13 protein-coding genes and 1 pseudogene are annotated in these 20,563 nt (G+C 63.2%); 5 read left to right on the top strand and 9 right to left on the bottom strand.

Annotated elements, in window-relative coordinates; all coding sequences use genetic code 11:
• Window positions 1-166: 166 nt before the first annotated feature.
• Window positions 167-1,027 carry a LysR family transcriptional regulator gene (locus AC0QUY_RS19265; RefSeq protein ID WP_475387964.1) on the bottom strand — a complete coding sequence of 287 codons (861 nt, stop codon included), beginning with the start codon at window positions 1,025-1,027 and terminating at the stop codon, window positions 167-169.
• Window positions 1,028-1,119: 92 nt separating this feature from the next.
• Here AC0QUY_RS19265 and AC0QUY_RS19260 point away from each other — a divergent pair, with 92 nt between their 5' ends.
• Entirely contained in the window at window positions 1,120-1,974 is an 855-nt protein-coding gene (locus AC0QUY_RS19260; protein WP_475387963.1) for an MBL fold metallo-hydrolase, read from the top strand.
• A gap of 264 nt (window positions 1,975-2,238) precedes the next feature.
• The gene (gene thrS / locus AC0QUY_RS19255) at window positions 2,239-3,441 is read left to right on the top strand and encodes a threonine--tRNA ligase (RefSeq protein WP_475387962.1); all 1,203 of its coding nucleotides are present in this window, start codon (window positions 2,239-2,241) and stop codon (window positions 3,439-3,441) included.
• Between the two features lie 113 nt (window positions 3,442-3,554).
• Here the strand turns inward: thrS and AC0QUY_RS19250 are convergent, their stop codons facing one another.
• From AC0QUY_RS19250 to AC0QUY_RS19240, 3 genes are all read right to left on the bottom strand, one after another.
• On the bottom strand, window positions 3,555-4,169 hold the full coding sequence (locus AC0QUY_RS19250) for a DUF1254 domain-containing protein (protein WP_161853060.1): 615 nt from the start codon (window positions 4,167-4,169) through the stop codon (window positions 3,555-3,557).
• The gene (locus tag AC0QUY_RS19245) at window positions 4,166-4,744 is read right to left on the bottom strand and encodes a DUF1214 domain-containing protein (RefSeq protein ID WP_475387961.1); all 579 of its coding nucleotides are present in this window, start codon (window positions 4,742-4,744) and stop codon (window positions 4,166-4,168) included. The genes AC0QUY_RS19250 and AC0QUY_RS19245 overlap by 4 nt, the downstream gene beginning before the upstream one ends.
• A gap of 152 nt (window positions 4,745-4,896) precedes the next feature.
• Window positions 4,897-7,182: a transglycosylase domain-containing protein gene (locus AC0QUY_RS19240; RefSeq protein ID WP_475387960.1), complete on the bottom strand. Its 2,286-nt coding sequence runs from the start codon at window positions 7,180-7,182 to the stop codon at window positions 4,897-4,899.
• A 293-nt stretch (window positions 7,183-7,475) separates the two neighbouring features.
• Here AC0QUY_RS19240 and AC0QUY_RS19235 point away from each other — a divergent pair, with 293 nt between their 5' ends.
• A complete protein-coding gene (locus tag AC0QUY_RS19235) occupies window positions 7,476-7,991 on the top strand; it encodes a YcgN family cysteine cluster protein (RefSeq protein ID WP_475387959.1) in 516 nt (171 codons plus the stop codon).
• 162 nt (window positions 7,992-8,153) lie between these two features.
• Complete coding sequence (locus tag AC0QUY_RS19230) at window positions 8,154-9,728, top strand: MDR family MFS transporter (RefSeq protein ID WP_475387958.1); 1,575 nt, start codon at window positions 8,154-8,156, stop codon at window positions 9,726-9,728.
• Between the two features lie 10 nt (window positions 9,729-9,738).
• Here the strand turns inward: AC0QUY_RS19230 and AC0QUY_RS19225 are convergent, their stop codons facing one another.
• The 5 genes and pseudogenes from AC0QUY_RS19225 to AC0QUY_RS19205 form a co-directional block, all read right to left on the bottom strand.
• Window positions 9,739-10,986: an adenylate/guanylate cyclase domain-containing protein gene (locus AC0QUY_RS19225; protein WP_475387957.1), complete on the bottom strand. Its 1,248-nt coding sequence runs from the start codon at window positions 10,984-10,986 to the stop codon at window positions 9,739-9,741.
• Window positions 10,983-11,372: a response regulator gene (locus AC0QUY_RS19220; RefSeq protein WP_475387956.1), complete on the bottom strand. Its 390-nt coding sequence runs from the start codon at window positions 11,370-11,372 to the stop codon at window positions 10,983-10,985. Before AC0QUY_RS19220 ends, AC0QUY_RS19225 begins: the two co-directional genes overlap by 4 nt.
• 2 nt (window positions 11,373-11,374) lie before the next feature.
• Window positions 11,375-16,081 (bottom strand): GAF domain-containing protein, encoded by a 4,707-nt coding sequence (locus tag AC0QUY_RS19215; RefSeq protein ID WP_475387955.1) that lies wholly within the window; start codon window positions 16,079-16,081, stop codon window positions 11,375-11,377.
• Between the two features lie 149 nt (window positions 16,082-16,230).
• Window positions 16,231-16,945: pseudogene (locus tag AC0QUY_RS19210) on the bottom strand (type 1 glutamine amidotransferase).
• Window positions 16,946-16,974: 29 nt separating this feature from the next.
• Complete coding sequence (locus AC0QUY_RS19205) at window positions 16,975-18,609, bottom strand: thiamine pyrophosphate-requiring protein (RefSeq protein WP_161853069.1); 1,635 nt, start codon at window positions 18,607-18,609, stop codon at window positions 16,975-16,977.
• A gap of 354 nt (window positions 18,610-18,963) precedes the next feature.
• Here AC0QUY_RS19205 and AC0QUY_RS19200 point away from each other — a divergent pair, with 354 nt between their 5' ends.
• On the top strand, window positions 18,964-20,559 hold the full coding sequence (locus AC0QUY_RS19200) for a porin (protein WP_475387954.1): 1,596 nt from the start codon (window positions 18,964-18,966) through the stop codon (window positions 20,557-20,559).
• The last annotated feature ends 4 nt before the right edge of the window (window positions 20,560-20,563 follow it).

Here is a 20,563-nt window from a genome sequence, read left to right as displayed (position 1 = left end):
ACCGCTCAGAACCTTCGTAAGATGGCCAAGCTGATCCCGATGCCCGCGTGAGCCTCATCAAGCCGACTCGTCCGCGGAACAGCGGGCGTTCACGACGAAACTACTGCCGCCTTTTTCAACGGAATCGCCTCAAAAGCAAACATCTCTCGTCCGGTGAGTACACGCCCTAGCGCTCGGTCTTGCCCGCCGATTTAGCGCGGCCAGCTTTGGGCCGTTGCCCCTGCAGTTTGGCGATGAAATTCTGCAGCACCTCCGAAGGCGGCCGCGCCGCGCCGTAGGCGAGGCCGACTTCGCGCTTCACGTCGACATCGATCTCGCGCACGGCGACATCTGAATTGGCCCGCGCCACGCCTTCGGGAACGATGGCAATTCCGACGCCGGCGGCAACCAGTGCCATCGCCCAATCTTCCGACTCGGCGATCGCCGCCGGTTGGCGGGGCGCCGATGCGGCGCGGCCGAAGAATTCGCTCTGTTCGCAATGGCAGCGATCGACCATGGCGACGCCGGCGAGATCCGTCGTGCGCAGCCGCTCCTTCAGCGTCAGCGGATGCGATGGCGGCAGCGCTGCGACGTAGCGCTCGACCCAGAGCGGAACGAAATGCTCGTCTTCGCGCAGCAGGTTTTTGGAGACGATCCGCGCGTCCGCAGTATCGTCAACGCCGACGAGGCGGAGCGCAACGTCGGACGTTCCGGTCAGCGGCTTCAGCAGCGCGATGGTTCGGGGACGATCGAGCGTGCGCATCAGGCCGAGCGTCAGCGAATTCCGCTTCGCCGATTTTCGGAACAGGTTTTTTGCGGCGTCCGCTTCGTCGATGATGCGGCGGGCCACCGTGTGGAATTGTTCGGCCGCTTCCGTTGGCGCCACACCCTTCTTGTGCCGGATGAACAGCGCGGTGCCAAGTTCGGCCTCCAGATTGGTGATCGCCGCCGAGATCGAGGGCTGCGAGATGAAGCAGCGTTTGGCCGCCGCTGTGAGGTTGCGCTCCCTGAACACGGCCGTGAAATAGCGGAGCTCGCGGATATCCATAGGTCTATCCTATCGATAGTATAAGATATCAATATTTTACCTATCGATTTGCAGATGGCAAGCAAGGCACCTGACCTCGTGGAGACACCATCATGCGCGTCCATCATCTCAACACCGGCACCATGTGCCCGATCGGCCGGCGCCTGGTGAATGGCACCGGCAGCATTTTTCAGCGCGCCCGCATGGTCTGTCATTGCCTGCTGATCGAGACCAATGACGGACTGGCGCTGGTCGATACCGGTATCGGTCTCGACGATATCGCCAACCCGCCGCGGCTCGGACCGAAATGGGTCCGGCAGACGACGCCGCGGCTCGACCCGGCCGAGACCGCCGTCCGGCAAGTGGAGGCGCTCGGCTATTCGCGCAACGACGTGCGGCATCTGTTGCTGACGCATCTCGATCGCGATCATGCCGGCGGCATTCCGGATTTCCCGAACGCCAGGGTGCACGTCCATCGCCGCGAGCACGACATGGCGGTGGCGCGGACGGCACCGGCACCGAAGGGGCGTTACGTCACCGATCAGTGGAAGCATGGTCCGCAATGGGCATTCTACGGGGAGGGTGGTGAGGACTGGTTCGGGTTCAAAGGCGTGCGCGCGCTTGGCGACCGCGAGCCCGATATCCTGATGATCCCGCTACACGGCCATACGCTCGGTCATTGCGGCATCGCCGTGCGGAGTGGCGACAAATGGCTGCTGCACGCGGGCGATGCCTATTTCTTCCATGGCCAAATGCAGGCGTCGCCGCGAATGCCGCTGGTGCTCGGTCTGTTTCAGCGCCGCGCCGACATGGACCGCGCCATGCGCATTGAAAATCAGGAGCGGCTGCGAGCACTCAAGAAAAATCAGGGCGATGCCGTGACCATCTTCAACAGCCACGATCCCATCGATTACGACAACTGCCGTTGCGGTCAACACCAGGCCGGACCATCCGCCACAGCGTGTTGATGTCCCGGCGCATCATCCATATTCCGCGATGCCAAGCGGCTGGCGTTGACGCCCGAGCGTTTTACCGCCATATACGGCGCATGAAAAAGCTTCTTTCAGCCGCACTGACCACCACCGCGACCGCTTACGGCGGATCGCCTGCTGGTTGCGCGCGCTAGAGACAAGCGTACTTCACCAGAAAAGGCCCCGCCGGCGACGGACGGGGCCTTTTCTGTTTTTGCTGGTCCCCGTCTGCGCTTTTTCCCATCACAAGGAACAATAGCCATGGACGATCTCGACCACAGAAATCTCGGTGTGCAGCTCAAGCTCTGGCACCTTCAGGAAGATGCGCCGGGCATGGTGTTCTGGCATCCGCGCGGCTACGCGATCTACCGGATGCTGGAGGACTATCTCCGACTCAAGATGCGCCGCGCCGGCTATGCCGAGGTGCGGACGCCGCAGCTGCTGCCGCAGGAGTTCTGGGGCCGCAGCGGCCACTGGGACAAGTTCGGCGAGCATATGTTCCGGGTCGACGATGGCGAGCTGGCGATGGCGCTGAAACCGATGTCGTGCCCCTGCCACGTGCAGATCTTCAACAAGGGGCTACGCTCGTGGCGGGAGCTTCCGATCCGCTATGCCGAGTTCGGTGCTTGCCACCGCAATGAGCCTTCCGGTTCGCTTCACGGCATCATGCGGACGCGCGCCTTCGAGCAGGACGACGCCCATGTATTCTGCCACGAGCAGGACGTGGAGGATGAAGTCGCGCGCTTCATCGCCCTGCTGGGCGAGGTCTACCGAGACCTCGGTTTTCCCGACTATGAGGTGGGGCTGGCGACGCGTCCGGCGGTGCGCGCCGGCGACGATGCGACGTGGGACTGGTCGGAGGCCAAGCTCGGCGATGCCGCGCGGCAATGCGGCCTCGTGCCTCACATCAATGCCGGCGAAGGCGCGTTCTACGGACCGAAGCTGGAATTCGCGCTTCGCGACCGGCTGGGACGATCCTGGCAGTGCGGCACGGTGCAACTCGATGGCGTGCTGCCGCAGCGGCTCGAGGCGTCCTACGTCGCCCCCGACGGCAGCCGCGCGAGGCCCCTGATGATCCACCACGCTATCTTCGGATCGCTAGGCCGCATGATGGCGATCCTGCTCGAGCACCATGACGGCGTGCTTCCCTTCTGGCTGTCACCGGACCAGGTCGCGGTCGCGCCGATCTCGAAGGACCAGGCCGGATACGGCGCCGACGTGCTGGCAGCATTCGAGGATGCCGGGATCAGGGCCGTTGCCTATGACGGCGCCGATACCCTTTCGCGGCGCATCGTGGCGGCTCATGAAATGGCGGTGCCGGTGATGGCTATCGTCGGCGGGCGCGAGATGAGGGAGGGCCGGGTGACCTTACGCGAGCGCGACGGCTCACAGGCCGACGTTCCTCTGGCCGAGGCCGTGTCCCGCCTGCAGGCGAGGGCCCGGCCGGGCGGCCCTTGTGGCTGAAGCCCTGTAAAACCAGCCTCAGGCGCGCTCCGATCAGTGGACCCCTAGCGGACGTGCGCAGCGCCCGCGGACGCAGTGACCTTAGGAGTTGTCGTTCGTCAGGAACCCCCTGATCAGCGCTTGGAGCGCGGCGCGGGGGGTGGTGCGGGCGCTGGCGGCTCGGGCTGCTTGGCCGGTGGCGGCTCGGTCTCGATCGTGCAACGCGATGCCGCGAGCGAGGCCTGTGCCTGCGGCATCAGACCGGGCTCCGGCGCCAGCGCCTTCAGCACGATCAGCCCGGTGACGGTCGGGGAGTCGATGATCAGCCGGTCGGCGGCGGTGACTTCCTCATCCTCCGGCAATTCGGAATGCTGCGCTTCCGTCATCAGGTCGAGCTCGATCACCTTGCGGCCGGCGGAGCGGTCGTTGATGGCGTAATAGGCGACCTCGTTGCGCGTGTAGAACGACACCGAGGTATAGGCCTGGCTGACCGGTACCGTGAGTTTCAGCGGGCCATCCTTGAGGTCGTAGCGGCAGATCGCCACCGCAAAGGCCGGGTCCATGAACGGCATCGGCGCATTGTTGGGCTCGGCCAGCGGCAGCGCCGTGACGGCATTCTCCTTCGTCATCGGCGTCAGCCGCGAATAGGCGTCCTGGGTGGCAATCCGCGGCAGCGCCAGCACGCTGACGAGGTGCACCACGCCGCCCAGCAGCACGCCCGCAATGATGGTGAACACCAGCCGGATCATGGGCAGTTCACCGTGGATATCGAGGGCATCGGCGCGTCCCGCTGCGTCCGCGTCGCAACGCCAACCGGCGTATCGTACAGCCGCAGCATCAACGCGTAGCGTTCGATGCCGCCGGTCGGCAGCCAGTTGCCGGCGCGGGAGCGCGCGGCTACGCGGATCTCGAACCCGCCATCGGAGCCGCGGACGATTTCCTGGCTGGTGAAGCCGTAGCGTTGCAGCGAGTTGGCGACCAGATGCCCCTTGCGGTCGAACAGCGTCAGCGTCCAGAACCGGGCGGCCGGCGTCACCCCGCTGACGACGACATCGCAGCGCCCGTCGAGCGGTTTCTTCTTGTCGTCGGTAGTGGCTGTAAAGGCGATGCCGTCGCCGGTTCCTACAGGCAATTCGCCGCTGCGGGCAATCGAGGCACGTGAGTAGGGATCGATTTCGGAGGTGCCGGCCTTGGGACGTGCGGTCCAGGCGCCGATCGTGAGCGTGCCGAGATCGGTGCCGCGCGTCGCCGTCATATAGGTCGAGCCGAGGCCGACGGCCGTGGCAAGCGCCAACGCCAGCAAGGTGATGAAGATCAGCCGCACGGGCCAGTGCTCCGAAATCTCACGGCATCAGATTCCGCTTGAACCGGCTTCATTCGAAACCTGAAGCGCATCTTTTTGTTTGAGCATGTCGGCACAGGCGCTTCGCATCTGTTCCGAGGAAAGCCGGTTAAGGTTCTGCCGGATCATGCCTATTAATTCTTCCGCTGCGCCGGTGCAGGCTGGTCGCCGGCGGCTGCGATATAATTCTCCGGAAACGCCAGCGCCCCGGAATTGACCGGCTTCGCCGGCTGCTTCTGGTCGTTGGACGAGGTCTTGCCCGCGGCCTTGCCGGCCTCGTCGAGCAGCTTTTCGACGCGTACCAGAATATCCGCGCCGCGCTTGGTCAATACCGGCGGCGGTCCAGGCTTGGTATCCAGCACCCGTGCCGCGCCGCTGGCCGCTGCGTTGGCGGACAAAGCGGGCTGCGGCAGCTTCGTGCCCATGCCAATACCAGGGATTTCCTTCACCTCGACGCCCTGATGCGCGACGACCATGATGTCGTGCCAAGTTTGCGCCGGCAGCGAACCGCCGGTCATGCGGTTGGTCGGCGAATAGTCGTCGTTGCCGTACCAGACCGCGCAGGTGAAGTTGCCGGTGAAGCCGACGAACCAGGCATCGCGGTAGGCATTGGTGGTGCCGGTCTTGCCCGCGGTCGGGATGCCGTCGATCGCGGCGCGGCGGGCGGTGCCTTCGCTGACGACATGGCTCATCATTTCCGACATGTCGGCGGCGACGGAGGCGGGGATGGCTTGCACCGGCTTCTTGCCGTCGCGGTCGAAGCGCCAGACCAGGTCGCCGGCGCCGGTGCGCACTTCCAGCACTGCGTGAGGTTTTGGCGCCTTGCCCTTGTTCGGGAAGGTCGCATAGGCGACCGCGTGTTCGAGCACGGTGACCTCGTCCGAGCCGATGGGCATCGACGGCGTATCCGGCAGGGGGGCGGTGAGGCCAAACTTCCTCGCGACCTCGGTGATCTTGGCGCGGCCGGCCTTGGCAGGGTTCGGCGTCTTGCCGCCGAGCGCAATCGAGAGCTTCACCGGCACCACGTTGATCGAACGGGTGATCGCCTGGGTCAGCGTCACCGAGCCGGAATAATTGTGGCCATAGTTCTGCGGGCACCAGTTGCCGATGCAGACCGGGCCGTCGACCACTTTCGAGTTCGGGGTGTACCCGTTCAAAAGCGCGGTGGTGTAGACATAGGGCTTGAACGACGAACCCGGCTGTCGATAGGCGTCGGTCGCGCGGTTGAACTGGCTGGCCCCGTAGTCGCGGCCGCCAACCATGGCGCGGACGCCGCCGTCGAGATCCGCGACCACGACGGAAGCCTGAGTCGCGTGGTAGTCACGGCCGAACTGGCGGAGCTGGTTTTCAACCGTTTCCTCGGCGGCACGCTGCACATTCATGTCGATCGCGGTGCGGACCACGAACACGCGCTCGGTATAGGATTTCGGGAAGGTATCGACCAGCTTGCGCATTTCCTCAAAGGCGTAGTCGAGATAGTAGTTCGGCGAGTTTTCGTCGCGGCGATCGACGGCGAAGGCCGGGTTGCGGCGGGCGCCGAACACCTGGCCCTCGGTCATGAAGCCGGCGTCGACAAGGTTGTCGAGCACGATGTTGGCGCGGGCGCGGGCGGCAGGCAGGTTGATGTGCGGGGCGTATTTGGTCGGCGCCTTGAACAGGCCGGCGAGCATGGCCGATTCCGCCAGAGTGACGTCGCGCGCCGACTTGTTGAAGTAGAAATGCGCCGCGCCGTCGACGCCGAAGGTGCCGCCGCCCATATAGGCGCGGTCGAGATAGAGTTTCAGGATCTCGTTCTTGGTCAGCCGCGTCTCCAGCCAGATCGCCAGGAACGCTTCCTTCACCTTGCGCTCGATGGTACGCTCGTTGCTGAGGAACAGGTTCTTCGCCAATTGCTGCGTGATCGACGAACCGCCCTGGCGCACGCCGCCAGCTTGCGCGTTGGTCACGAGGGCGCGCGCGGTGCCGGGGATGTCGATGCCGAAATGATCGTAGAAGCGGCGGTCCTCGGTAGCGAGCGTCGCCTTGATCAGGTTGTCCGGAAAATCTTCCAGCGGGATCGAGTCGTTATGCTTGATGCCGCGGCTGCCGATCGGATTGCCGTAACGGTCGAGGAACGACACTGCCAGATCGGACTTCTTCAGCCAGTCATCGTCGGCGGTTTCGCGAAACGCCGGGATCGCCAGCGCCAGCATCAGGATCAGGCCGCCGAGGCCGATGGTGGCGGCCTCCGAAAACGGCTCGATGAAGACCCAGCGCTTCCAGCGGCCGACATAGAAGCGGTCCATGAAGGTGGAATAGCGCTCGTACAGCTCGCGCAGGCCCTTGCCCGACGAGAACAGCGTCGAGTCGATACGTGCGTCCAGATCCAGAAGGAAGTTCCGGATCTTCTGCTTCACATCAGGAGGTACGATTTGGCGCACCGGGACCCTTGGTCGTTCGAAACGCTCACGCACCCGCGCGGGCGCTGTCGAGACGTCTTGCTTTCATGTTGCGGCAAACCCAAGGCGCTTTTACGGCTCGCTCTCGCGCCCTGGGGACTCACATTCGTTCTATCCGAGCGGGGACCATAAACCAATGCTCCCGCTCACCATTTTGGTGGTCAGCCCTAACGCCGTCCCACCTTTTTTGCTCCCGTAACCGGCCCGCTTGCGCCCTGGTTGCCGGACCCACTAGATGTGCCACAGCCGAACCCGACCCGGAAACAACCGACTTCATGACCGCGCCGCCCAAGCGACCCTCGACCCAGGAGGGATTCTTCTGGAAAACCAAGACGTTGGAGGAGATGTCCAACGCCGAATGGGAAAGCCTGTGCGATGGCTGCGCGCGCTGCTGCCTGGAAAAGCTCGAGGACGAGGACACCGGGAAAATTTATTTCACCCATGTTTCCTGCAAGCTGCTGGATTCGGGGCTGTGCGCCTGCAAGGACTACCAAAACCGTTCTGACAAGGTTCCGGATTGCGTCCGCCTGACGCCTGAGAACGTCCGCACCCTGAACTGGCTGCCGCCGAGCTGCGGCTACAAGCTGGTCGCCGAGGGGCGCGATCTCTACTGGTGGCACCCGCTGATTTCGGGTGATCCCAACACCGTGCATGAAGCCGGAGTTTCCGTCCGCGGCCGGGTGCAGGGCACCGAGAACGAGATCCCGGATGAGGATCTGGAGGATCACATCGTGCAATGGCCGGCACTGTTGCCGAAGCGGGCGCGGCTGAAGAAGCGGCCGAAAGCCTGACCGTAAATCCCTGAACGCTTCACGGAAACGCGATGGTCCCTGCGCGGGATGCTCCCATGCGCGCAAGGTGCTGCCGCGGGGGAAATTTGCCCTCTAAAGTGCATCGCATATGGCGATTCCATCTCGGCAGCTTTGGCCGCGCAGAAGAATATTACGTCCGACATGAACCAGCACCAGCGGCTGGGCCGCGAGCCCGCCGACCAAACGACATTGCCGGAAGGTATTGAACGCGAGCTTTCGGACATCACGACCGAAGTCATCGATGTCAGCGATGCGCCGCCGCTCGCGCCGCCCGCGCCGCTGAGTCAGGACGAGGTCCGCACCATTCTGATGAGTCTGCTGCTGACGATGTTCCTGGCCGCTCTCGACCAGACCATCGTGGCGACCGCGCTGCCGACCATCGGCCGCCAGTTCAATGACGTCAGCAACCTGTCCTGGGTGATCACGGCCTATCTTTTGGCCTCGACGGCGGTAGCCCCCGTGTTCGGCACGCTGAGCGACATCTATGGCCGCCGCGTCATGATCACCGTTTCGCTGGTGCTGTTCACCGCCGGATCGATCCTGTGCGCGGTGGCGCCGAACATGGCGGTCCTGATCGTCGCGCGCGGCCTGCAGGGGCTGGGCGGTGGCGGCATCATGCCGGTCGTGCAGACCGTGATTTCGGATGTTGTTAGCCCGCGCGAACGCGGCAAATATCAGGCCTATTTCAGCGGCGTCTGGATGGCGGCGGGCCTGATGGGTCCCGTGCTCGGCGGCGTGTTCGCCGAACATCTGCACTGGTCGATGATCTTCTGGATCAACGTGCCGCTCGCCGTCGGCGCGCTGTTCCTGCTGCTGCCGAAGATGGGCAAGATCCCGGTCTTCCACCTCCGCCGCAAGGTCGACTGGCTTGGCGGGCTGTTGCTGATGGCAGCCGCCGTCGTGGTCATGCTGGTGCTCACCTGGGGCGGCAACCGTTACGCCTGGCTGTCGCCTGCGATCATGGCGATGATCGGCGCATCGGTCGCGCTGGCGTTCGCCTTTGTCTGGCATGCGCGCAATGCCGAGGAGCCGTTCCTGCCGCTGTCGCTGCTGGGCGGAACGGTGGTGCCTTACGCCATCGTGGCCGGCGCCTGCGCGCTGGGCGCCATCACCGGGCTGACCGTGCATCTGCCGTTGTATTACGAGGTGGTCTACCATCTCACGGCCAGCGAGGCGGGACTGGCGCTGATCCCGCTCGCCGCGATCTCCACCTGTGGCGCGGCGATCGCCGGACGGACCATGGCGCGCGCCAAGCACTACAAGCGCGTCGCGATTGCCGGAACGTTGACGGCGACCATCTTCGGCGTCGTGCTGACCGTGACGACGCTGCCGCTGTGGGGTTTGCTGATCGTCTTGTCGCTGTTTGCGCTCGGGCTCGGCACGACTTTCCCGGTCAGCGTGGTTTCGCTGCAGAACTCGGTGGCGCGCCCGCAAATCGGCACCGTCACCGGTGCGATGAACTTCTTCCGCGCGCTGATGTCGTCGTTCGCGGTCGCTGCCTTCAGCGCGATCCTGTTGATGTCGCTGGGCGCGGGCATCTCGCTCGGCGAGCATCGGGGACCGGCGAATGCCATTCCCGTCGCCGACATGATCACCGCGTTCCGCTATGTCTTTGGCGCCGCCGCCGCGCTGCTCGCAACGGCTGCGGTTTGCATCCTCGCGATGGAGGAACGGCCGCTGGCCGGCCCCTCGACGCCGGCGGAGATGGCGGAGTAGGGCTGCCTGGCTATTCAAGCTGCATACGGACACCCTTCGCGCCGTTGAGCAGCCGCTTCAGGTGAAAATTGGCCAGAGGATCCTCGGCGTGCGCGCCAACAAGCGCGGCAAAGGCCGGCATTGCGCTGCTATCGCCAGCCTCAAGCTTGGCGAAAGCTTCGCCATACAGCGTTGTCGCCGGCGCACCAAAACTCGCTGCCGATAAGGGCTCGTAGGCGCGCAGCGGTTCGCTGCGCCCACGCAGCACGAGGTCGCCGACCGGTCGGCCCCTGAAATTCTCCGCAGCGTTTGCAATTGTCGCGCTGACGCAGATCCGGGTGCCGAGAATCTTGTTCGCCGCTTCAAGCCTCGCCGCCGTGTTGATGGCGTCGCCATAAGCAGTGTAGTCGAAGAAACGGCCGCCCCCGAAATTGCCGACCAGCGCAGGACCGGCGTGAACGCCGATGCGGGTGGCGCCGAAATTCACGCCTCTCGCCTTCCACCGTTCGCGAAACGCCTCCGCCCAAGCGTCGAGCTCGCCCGCGCAGGCGACTGCGCGCGCTGCGTAGTCGGGCTGGTCGCTGGGCGCATTGAACAGTACCTCGATCGCATCGCCGATCACCTTTGCCACGGTCCCCTCATGCGCGAAGACGACGTCGGTCATTCCGGCCACATATTCGTTGAGCAGTTCTCCAAGGAGTTCGGGCGGGGCAGTCTCCACGAGCGAGGTAAAGCTGGTTATGTCGGTGAAGATGACCGCAACGTCGCGCCAGGCCACCTCCATGCTGTCGCCCACGCTGGACGCAAGCCGCTTGGCGAGTTCGGGCGAGAAATAGCGGGAGAGCGAGGCATGGGCGCGCTCGGCTTCCGCCTGGCGGCGGCGCGTCTCGCGCAGCATTTCGATGTGCCGCAGGGTCTTGTCGATCGTCGCTTCGAGATCGACGAAATCGATCGGCTTGGTCACGAAGTCGAATGCGCCGCGATTCATCGCAGTGCGGATGTTGCTCATGTCGCCATAGGCCGACACGATAATGGTCGATTTCTTGTCTTCGGATTCCTGCAGCCTGGCGAGCAGCGACAGGCCGTCCATTCGCGGCATGTTGATGTCGGAGACCACGAGGTCGACGTGCGGATGCGCTTCGAGCGATTGCAACGCCTCGAGCCCGTCACGCGCGAACATGAAGCTGACCAAACCCTCGCGAACCTGCCGGCGGAATTTCTGAAGGATCAGCGCCTCCAGATCCGGCTCATCATCGACCACGAGGATGGTTGCGGTCATGCGGCTTGCTCGAGCCTGGCATCGATCTCCTGACGCAGCGCCGCGAAGTCGATCGGTTTGGTCAGAAGGTCAGTTGCGCCGTTCTCGAGCGCCTTGCGCTTGGTGTCGGCATCGCCATAGGCCGTGATCATGATGACCGGCACCTCGGGCCGCATTTCCTTCACCTTCGGCAGCATCTCCAGCCCTGTCATGCCGGGCATGTTGATGTCGGACAGGATCAGGATCAGCGAATGCTCGGTGGGGGAGCCGACGCGCGCCAGCGCATCCGGCGCGGAACTGGCGAAGTCCATGACGAAACGCTGCGCGCGCAGGTCGCGGCGAAATTGCTGGCGGAACAACACTTCCACGTCGGGCTCGTCATCGACGACTAGAACCAGAACACTCACGGCTACCCTCTAGACCTTTCTGCAAAATTGCTTGTTCGCGGCAACAAGATGCGGAATTCGGTGAAATGGCCCGGCTGGGTATCCACGTCAATTGTGCCGCCATGTTGTTTCACGATGATGTCGTGGCTCATGGATAGGCCCAACCCGGTGCCTTCGCCGGCCGGCTTGGTGGTGAAGAAGGGGTTGAACATCTTCTCCTTTACCTCGGGCGGCATGCCGGTGCCGTTGTCACGGATGCGGATTTCGACGCTTTCGCCCAGGTTTTTCGTGCTCGCCCGCAGCCTCGGCTCAAAGCCGGGCTCGCCGCCTTCCTTGTTGCGCTTGGTCACGGCGTGGAATCCGTTGGAGACCAAGTTGAGGAACACGCGGGTAATCTCTTGCGGGAAAACGTCGATCTGGCCCGCGGCGGGATCGAAGTCGCGCTCCAGCGTCACATTGAAGCCGGGCTTCTCGGCGCGGGCGCCGTGATAGGCAAGGTTGAGGCTCTCGTCGATCAGGGCATTGATGTCAGACAGCCGGTGCTCGCCGCCGCCCTCGCGCGAATGCAAGAGCATGTTCTTGACGATGGAATCAGCACGCTTGCCGTGCTGCACGACTTTTTTAAGATTACCCTTAAGGAGTTCCGTAAGCTCATCCACTTCGGCGCGGATCTTCTCGCCTACCTCGGCTTGCCCGAGCGCATCGTGCAGCTCCTCGGTCAACTCGGCTGAAAGGGCGGCAAAATTGTTGACGAAGTTGAGTGGGTTCTTGATCTCGTGCGCAATGCCTGCGGTGAGCTGGCCGAGCGAGGCAAGCTTTTCGGTCTGCACCAGGCGGTTCTGCGCGGTGCGGAGATCGTCCAGCGATTGGGACAGGTCGCTGGTGCGTTGGCGGAGTTCATTAAGCAGGCGAGCATTTTCGATCGCGATCACGGCCTGGGCAGCAAAGTTCTGCACCAGAGCAATCTGTTTTTCGGTGAACGGCCGGACCTCCTGACGATAGAGGCCGATCGTTCCGACGAGTTGATCCTCCTTGAGCATGGGGACCTGCAGCAGCGTGCGGCCGCCGCCGATTTCCGCGAGGGCGATCATGCCCGGATAGCGCTCAAGGTAGGCCTCATGCTGCAGGACATCATGGACGTGAACAGGCTGCTTTGTAGTGACGACGCGGCCCAGCGGAAGCTTGGGGTCGACGCGGATCGGAGTCTGCGCAAGAAATTCGCTGAAGGCGGGAGGCAAATTCCACGCGGCGACGCCGTGAAATTGGTCGCCTTTCAATAAGCGCAGCATCGCAAATTTCGCCTCGCAGAGTCGTCCAGCGTTTTCCAGCATGGCGTGGAACACCGGCTCTAGTTCTCCGGGCGAAGCGCTGATCACCCTAAGTACATCCGCGGTCGCGGTCTGCTGCTGCAGCGATTCCTCCAGATCGCGCGTCTTGGCCTGCACCTCCTCAAATAGCCGGACATTGCCGATGGCGATCACGGCTTGGTCGGCGAAGGTCTGCAGCAGGCTGATCTGTTTGTCGGTAAACGGGTGCACCTCCGTACGCCTGAGCAGGATCGCGCCGATGCTTTCGTTCTCGCGCAGCATCGGCGCGCATAGGATGCTGCGAATGCCTAGGCTTTGCGACAATTCCCGCGCTTCCGGAAACTCAGCGCCTTCCTCCGAAAACACGTCGCGCACATGTACCGGCGTCCTGTCAACAACCGAACGTCCGGCGACATAGTCGCGATTGATGGCGCGTTTCTCGCCAAAAACCACGGGTATTGGGCCATGATGTGCTTCGTAACTAAGATGATCGCCTTCTTTCAGGTAAACGATGGCGTCATTGGCGTCGCAAAGCTCGCAGGCACTTTCCACGATGGCAGTGAGGACAGGCGCGACGTCGGTTGGAGAGGAAGCGATTACCTTCAGAATGTTGGCGCTGCCGGTCTGGTAGGTGAGGGCTTCGGAAAGCTCACGCGTCTTAGCCTGCACCTCCTCAAACAGCCGCACGTTACCGATGGCGATTACCGCCTGGTCGGCAAAGGTCTGCAACAGGCCGATCTGCTTGTCGCTGAAGGCGACGGGTTCCAGACGGCGAAGCACGATCGCGCCAATTGCTTCTCCCTCCCGCAACAACGGTACGCTCAGCGTACAGCGGTGACCCTGTTCGCGCGACTGCCGCTGCCCTTCGGGAAATTCGGCCGCCTCCGGCGCCTGGAAATCGGACACCTGCACCGGTACACGATCGACGACTGAACGACCCGTTGCCCAGTCCCGATTGATCGGGCGGGCCTCCTGGCCCGTCGGAATGGGTCCGTGATGCGCGCTGAAATGCAAGTCGTTGCCGATCTTCAGCAGGACGTTGGCATCGTAGGCGTCGCAGAACTTGCAGGCGCTCTCAACAATCGCCTGCAGCGCCGGTCTGACCTCGGTCGGCGATGAGGCGATCACCTTTAGCACCTCTGCGGTGGCGGTCTGCTGCTGCAGGGCCTCGCTCAAATCCTCGGTGCGCTGCCGTACCTCGTTGAACAGTCCGACATTCTTGATCGCGATCACGGCCTGGTCGGCGAACATCTGCAGCAAGCGGGTGTGTTGTTCGCCGAACGGGCCGGACGCGACGCGGGTGACGGTGATGATGCCGACGGCCTCACAGTCATTCATCAGCGGCGCGAACAGCATGCTGCGATAGCCGCGGGCCCGCGCAATGTCGCGCGCCGCCGGCTCGAGTTCGGTATCAGGCAATTCCGCCGGCGCGCCCTTGCGCGTCAATTGGTAGGGCGGAAACTTGTCCAGCGGGACCGGGAACGCAGATTGCAGGACGGCATCGCCGGCCGCGTCGGTCGGTGTAAAGGCGGCCAGATGAATCTTGCCATCGGTGTAGCGGAATACAGCGGCTGAAAAGCCGCCGATCAACCGGTTGGCGCTATACGCAATGGCGTCGAACACCGGCTGCACGTCAGAGGGTGAGGAGGCGATGACTTTCAGGATGTCGGCGGTGGCGGTCTGCCGTTCCAGCGCTTCTTTCGTCTCGTTGAACAGCCGCGTGTTCTCGATCGCGATCACGGCCTGGTCGGCAAACGTCTGCAACAGTTGCACGTGATGGGTCGCAAACGCGCCGGGCTCGGCGCGGGTGACGCTGATCATACCAACCGGGGTGCCCTGGTTCATCAGCGGGGTGAACAGCACGCTACGAAAGCCGCGCAGCCGAGCCAACTCCTTGTTGGCGGGGGGCACGTCATCGGCCTCGGTGTCCGGGAACTGGATCGTTTCCCCGTTGCGGACCAGTGCAAATGTGGGAAATTCGGCCAGGGGCCGCGGAAATGACGATTGCAGAACCTCGTCGGCTTTGGGATCCGTCGGCGTGTAGGCCACAAGATGCAGTTCGTCGCCGATGAAACGCAGCACCGTGGTCGAGAAGGCGCCGAGCAGCGTCTTGGCGCTCGACGCGATGGCCTCGAACACGGGTTGCACGTCTGACGGCGAGCTTGCGATGACCTTCAGGATATCCGCCGTCGCGGTCTGCCGCTCCAGCGTCTCCCGGGTCTCATTGAACAGGCGCGTATTCTGGATAGCGATCACGGCTTGGTCGGCAAAGGTCCTGACCAGTGTCAGCTGCTTCTCGGACAGCCGGAAGCCCGCTTGCGGGGTGGTCAGATTGATGGTTCCAATGCCTTCACCCCGATGGATCAGGGGCACAAATGTCGCGCTTCGGAAGCCACCGGCCGCCGCAACCCGGCGGGTCAACTCTGGCGTACCGGGAGCTTCGATATCGGGAATCTCTATGATCCGGCGCTCCATGATTGCACGGCATGACGGGGAGCGGTCCGGGTCGAACGGGATCGGGTAGATGGACCTGGCCTTTTCGTGGTCAAAACTCGGTCCGCTTGCTGCGATGGCTCGCCAATGCAGCTTGCCATCCTGCAGTGTCGTGATTACCGCGGTGTGCGGTGCGAACAGCTCGGCGGCGCTGTTCACGATGACATCCAGGACAGGCTGCACTTCGGAAGGGGAGGAGGCGATGACCTTCAGAATGTCAGCGGTCGCCGTTTGCCGCTCAAGCGCTTCGCGCGTCTCATCGAACAGCCGCGCATTCTGGATGGCGATCACGGCCTGATCGGCGAAACTGTTCAGCAGTTCGCACTCCCTGTCCGTAAACGGCACCATCGAGGTGCGGCCCACGAAAACCGTGCCGATTGCCTTGTCTTCCCAGAGCATGGGTGCAATGGCCATCGAATAGTTTTGCCCGATCCTGCGAGCGGTCTCGCGCAGGTCGATCGGCATGTCCGGATCGTTCTGGACGTCGGCAGAGCGCACCAGCCGTCGCTCGCGAATCGCAAGCTCGCTTACGGTTCCTTCAATCGGAATCGGAAACCGCTCGCGCGCCGCCTCGGCGTTTGCGCCACGCGCGGCCGCAATTTGCAACGGGCCTTCTTCGCTGGTGAGAAAAATCAGGCTCTCCTCGCTGTCAAAAAGATGCTTGATGCTGGAGAGGATGCTTTCGAATACCGGTTTGGTATCGGCTACCGAACTGCTGATGACACTGAGGATGCCGGCGGAAGCCTTCTGCTGCTCACGCGCGAGGTTCAGTTCCCGACGCAGATTCGCATTCTCGATTTCGAGCTCGACCTGACGCGCCTTCGCCTCGTCGCGCTCGGCGCGAACAGATTCGAGGTGCGACTCCATCTCGGTGATGGCTGACCCCAGCTCATCGATCGCGACTGACTTGTCCTCGGGAAGCGTCGCCATTCCAACGATCCATTGCGTTCGGGCATCAGCAGGGCCAATTGGGCCGTCTCGCCGCTGTTCCAGTCGGATTATTTCATCCCGGAAGCGTCAGAGCCAGCGCTCATGGAGGTCTTAGGGCAGCCTTTTCTCGCGCGGTCGCCCGTCTCACGTCACCTTGATCGCGTCAGGAAGCGCGCGATCGCGCCTCCGAGCCCTGCGTTTTCCAGGGGCTCGGCGAGCGAGGCCTTTGCGGCTGCGACGAGGCTGTCAGGTGCATGGCCCTTGGCATGCGCCATCTCGCAGCAGGCCAGCGCAAAGCCTACGGAGAATTCCGGGTGCGGCTGCACCGAGAGCGTGGTGCCGCCGGCGTAGAGCAGCCCGGCATGCGGCGTGAAATCCGAGGACAGAATGGTATTGGCGCCGGCCGGCGGCGTGATGACTTGATCCTGATGCGAGGCGGCGAGGGCGATGCGCATGCCTTCGATCACGCCATTATCAGGCGCAACGTCGTAGACATGCCGCCCGAGACCCCACCCCCTTCTCCGACTTGCGCACCGTGCCGCCCAGCGCCTGCGCGATCAATTGATGGCCGAAGCAGACACCGACCATCGGCACCTGATTGTCGTGGGCTGTGCGCACGAAATCCTCGAGCGGCGCGATCCAGTCCAGGGGATCGTAGACGCCCGCCGGGGAGCCGGTGATGAGGATCGCCGCCAGCCCTTCGACATCCGGCAGCGGCTGGCCGGCAGCAATGCTGACGGTCTCGAACGTGACGGTGGAGTCGGCGGCGCCGATCATCTGCTCGAACATCTGCGGATACGATCCGTGAAGTTCGCGATTCTTGGCGCTGACGAGCCCGGTTTCGATGATAGTGACGCGCGGCATCGGTGACTGTCCGGTCGGTCGCTTCAGCCTCAGGTCCCCGGCCTCGACACCTCGGTCTCCTTGCTGGTGATGAATTCCAAGAGCACCGGGACGCCTTCCTGCGTCTTTGCAATGCCGCGCTTGATGGCCGGGATGATGTCTTCCGGCCTCAACACCCGCTCGCCATAGCCGCCGAAGGCGCGGGCCATCGCGGCGTAGTCGCCGGAAATGTCGGTGGAGCGGTATTTCTCTGTCGAGATCGGCATCACCTTCAACTCGATCGCCATCGAGAAATTGTTCAACAGGATCGACATGATCGGGATGCGCTCACGGACCGCGGTCTCGAAATCCATGCCGGTGAAGCCGATCGCGGCATCGCCCCAGACATTGATGCAGAGCTTGTCAGGCTTTGCCAGCTTGGCGCCCATCGCAAGCCCAAGGCCGTAGCCGAGCTGCGTGGTCTTGCCCCAGCCGATATAGGAGAGCGGCTCGACCGATTTCCAGAACGGGGACAGCTGGTCGCGCGGGCTGCCCGCATCGTGGGTGATGATGGTGTTGTTGATGTCGACGGTGTGCTGCAGGTCCCACAACACGCGGTAGGGATTCAGCGGCGCGTCGTTATGGGTCAGCTTCGGCATCCATTTCGCCAGCCATTCCTTGTGGGAGGCGGCGATTTCGGCGACAACGGCCGTCGCATCGCGATCCGACGTGACCGTCTTGCCAATCTCTTCCAGCAAGGCATCGAGCACCAGGCCGGCGTCGCCGACCAGCCCGACCTTGGCCTCGACATCCTTGTTGAGATGGTTGGGATCGAGCGTCGAATGAATGATTGTCTTGCCCTTCGGCATGGCGATGCCGAAAGACGTCTCGGTGAACGAGCAACCGATGCCGAAGATCACGTCGGCTTCGCCCAAAAATTTCGGCACCGCGCGCGGTACGGCGAGGCCGCCCGATCCCAGCGACAACGGATGCGTTTCCGGAAATGACGATTTGCCGCCCAGGCTGGTCGTGACGGGAATCGCTAGGCGCTCGGCCAGCCGTTTGAGCTGTGGCCACGCCCTGGCGTAGTGCACGCCCTGGCCGGCATAGATCACCGGCCGCTTCGCCTGGACGAGGAGGGCCGCCGCTTCCTTCACATGGACCGGATCGGCGCCGTAGCGGGTGCGCAGCACCGGCGTGTAGTTCAGGGGTTCCGGCACTTCCTCGTTCCACATGTCGGCGGGGATTTCGACGATCACCGGCCCGCCGCGCCCGTTCTTCAGTTTGGTGAATGCTCTTCGAAAGATGTTGCAGACTTCTGCCGCGATGTTGATCGGCTCGGATGATTTCGAGAACGCCTTCATCGCCTGGGTGGAATTGAAATTCGGGTCGATATTGGCAAGCCGGCGCGCATAGCCCATCGGCAGCACCAGCACGGGGACGGATTCACCGTAGCATTGCGCCACGCCGCCCATCGCGTTCTCGGCGCCGGGCCCATGCTGCATGCAGAACGCGCCGATCGACCGGCCTGAGGTGACGCGCGAGATCGCGTCCGCCATGTGAACGCCGATGCGTTCCTGGCGCACCATCACCGGGCGGATGTCGGCATTGGCCGCATATTCAATGAGATGATTGACTGGATAGCCGCAGAGGATCTCGATTCCCTCCCGCTTCATGATTTCCGCGATGGCAGCACCGAGCTTCATGACGGTCTCTCCCCCTTGATTGCAGGCCGGTTTGGTCCGGCCGCTTTGCAACAGTAGGAACAGGATTTTCCAGCCCGGTAAAGCGAGGGCGGCGCCTACGCGCGGAAGTGCTGATATGCGTTTTGTAACTTCGTGCCGGGATCGACCGTCCACCGGGCGAGAATATTGTTGCTGCGAATGCGGATTGTCTGAATGAAAACTTTCGCCTGGCCTGTCGCTCGATCCCGCTGCGTTGCGAAAACATCACAGCTGCGATCCAAGTGAGGCGGCATCACATCCTTGTCATTCCCGGTAAGAATTTTTGGATTACCTCTTCCACATGCAACTGCATGAATCGCAGGACAGGAGACTTAAATGATTACGGCGCGTTCACTCATTCTCGGCTCGGCGGCAGGTCTGATGGCCCTGAGCAGCGCACAGGCAGCCGATCTGCCGGTCAAGGCCAAGGCAGTCGAATACGTGCGGATCTGTTCGCTTTACGGCGCCGGCTTCTTCTACATCCCGGGCACCGACACCTGCATCAAGCTGGGCGGTTATCTGCGTGTGGACACCACTTTCAACGGCGGCGCCCACGGCGCGCCGGCCTGGAGCGGCGATCTCGGCCAGCAAAATCGCTACCGCGATTACTTCCTTAGCCGCTCCCGTATGGCGTTGACCGTCGATACCCGCACCGCGACCGAGTACGGCGTGGTCCGCACCTTCGGCCAGGGCGACTTCCAGTTCCAGAACTTCGGATCGACCAACCCGGGTCTTGCGGTCGGATCGCAGGCTGGCCTGAATAGCGCGCTGCTCTCCACCGCGGGCGGCGGCTATGTGGCGGTCGAGTACCTCTTCATCCAGTTCGCCGGCTTCACCTTCGGTAAGTCCTCCTCGGCCTATTCGACGCCCTGGAACGGCTTCCCGGGCAACATCAATTCGAACCTGCTCGGCGGCAACAACACCGACACTGGCGTCAACAACATCCAGTACACCGCCGAGTTCGGCAATGGCGTATCGGCCTCGATCGGTCTCGACGATCCGACGGTCTGGAACCGCACCGCCGTCTACAACCTGGGCATCCCCTCGGCGATCGGCGCCAACGGAACCGGATCGAACGCCTATGCCGGGATGCACGCTCCCGACATCGTCGGCAGGATCCGGATCGATCAGGCCTGGGGTCTCTTTCAGGTTTCGGCCGCGGCCCATGAGGTCAGCGGTTCGTACAACACGCTGGCAGCCGGCGCTGTCCCGAACAACTTGTCCGAAATCAGCGGCCACCCCGAATCCAAGTGGGGCGGCTCGGTGATGGCGGCGTTGCAGATCAAGAATCTGCCGACCGGTGCGGGCGACGACATCAAGATCGACGCGTCCTACGCCAAGGGCACGACCAAGAACGTGATCGCCACCAGCGGCACCTCGCCGAACTTTGCGATGTTCGGCAGCAGCGGCTTCGGCTACCAGAGCGTCGGCTTCGGCGCGACCACCGACGGCGTCTATATGCCGGGCGCAGCCGGTACCGGCGGTATCGTCCTGACGACGGCCTGGGGCGTCCGCGGTGCGTTCAATCACAACTGGGATCCCTACTGGTCGACCAGCCTGTTCGGCAGCTACTCCGCGGTCCGGTATGACGGCGGCGCCAATGACAATCTGCTCGGTGCCGGCACCACCACGGCCAAGGGTGCTTATTGCGCCGCCTTCGCCGCCAGCCATTCGGGACAGGCGTTGAACGGAAACAATGCGGGCAACTACACCTGCAATCCCGACTTCAACGTCTCGCAGCTCGGCATCGTTACCCGCTGGACCCCGGTCAAGAACCTGACGTTCTCGGCCGAAGTCCAGTGGTTCCACCTTGACCAGAAGATGTCGGGTTCGTCGGTGTTCACGGCGACCGCTCCGAAGCCGAACGCGCTCTACGAGTTCAAGGACCAGGACACCGTCCTACTCCAGCTCCGCGCGCAGCGTAACTTCTAAAGGC

This window comes from Bradyrhizobium sp. WYCCWR15520 (assembly GCF_056174665.1).
This window is presented reverse-complemented; position numbering and strand designations above follow the sequence as displayed.

Coding starts and splice junctions, on each gene's coding strand:
- AC0QUY_RS19265 (WP_475387964.1), bottom strand. CDS start 1,027: ATGGATATCCGCGAGCTCCGCTATTTCACGGCCGTGTTCAGGGAGCGC.
- AC0QUY_RS19260 (WP_475387963.1), top strand. CDS start 1,120: ATGCGCGTCCATCATCTCAACACCGGCACCATGTGCCCGATCGGCCGG.
- thrS (WP_475387962.1), top strand. CDS start 2,239: ATGGACGATCTCGACCACAGAAATCTCGGTGTGCAGCTCAAGCTCTGG.
- AC0QUY_RS19250 (WP_161853060.1), bottom strand. CDS start 4,169: ATGATCCGGCTGGTGTTCACCATCATTGCGGGCGTGCTGCTGGGCGGC.
- AC0QUY_RS19235 (WP_475387959.1), top strand. CDS start 7,476: ATGACCGCGCCGCCCAAGCGACCCTCGACCCAGGAGGGATTCTTCTGG.
- AC0QUY_RS19230 (WP_475387958.1), top strand. CDS start 8,154: ATGAACCAGCACCAGCGGCTGGGCCGCGAGCCCGCCGACCAAACGACA.
- AC0QUY_RS19225 (WP_475387957.1), bottom strand. CDS start 10,986: ATGACCGCAACCATCCTCGTGGTCGATGATGAGCCGGATCTGGAGGCG.
- AC0QUY_RS19215 (WP_475387955.1), bottom strand. CDS start 16,081: ATGGCGACGCTTCCCGAGGACAAGTCAGTCGCGATCGATGAGCTGGGG.
- AC0QUY_RS19205 (WP_161853069.1), bottom strand. CDS start 18,609: ATGAAGCTCGGTGCTGCCATCGCGGAAATCATGAAGCGGGAGGGAATC.
- AC0QUY_RS19200 (WP_475387954.1), top strand. CDS start 18,964: ATGATTACGGCGCGTTCACTCATTCTCGGCTCGGCGGCAGGTCTGATG.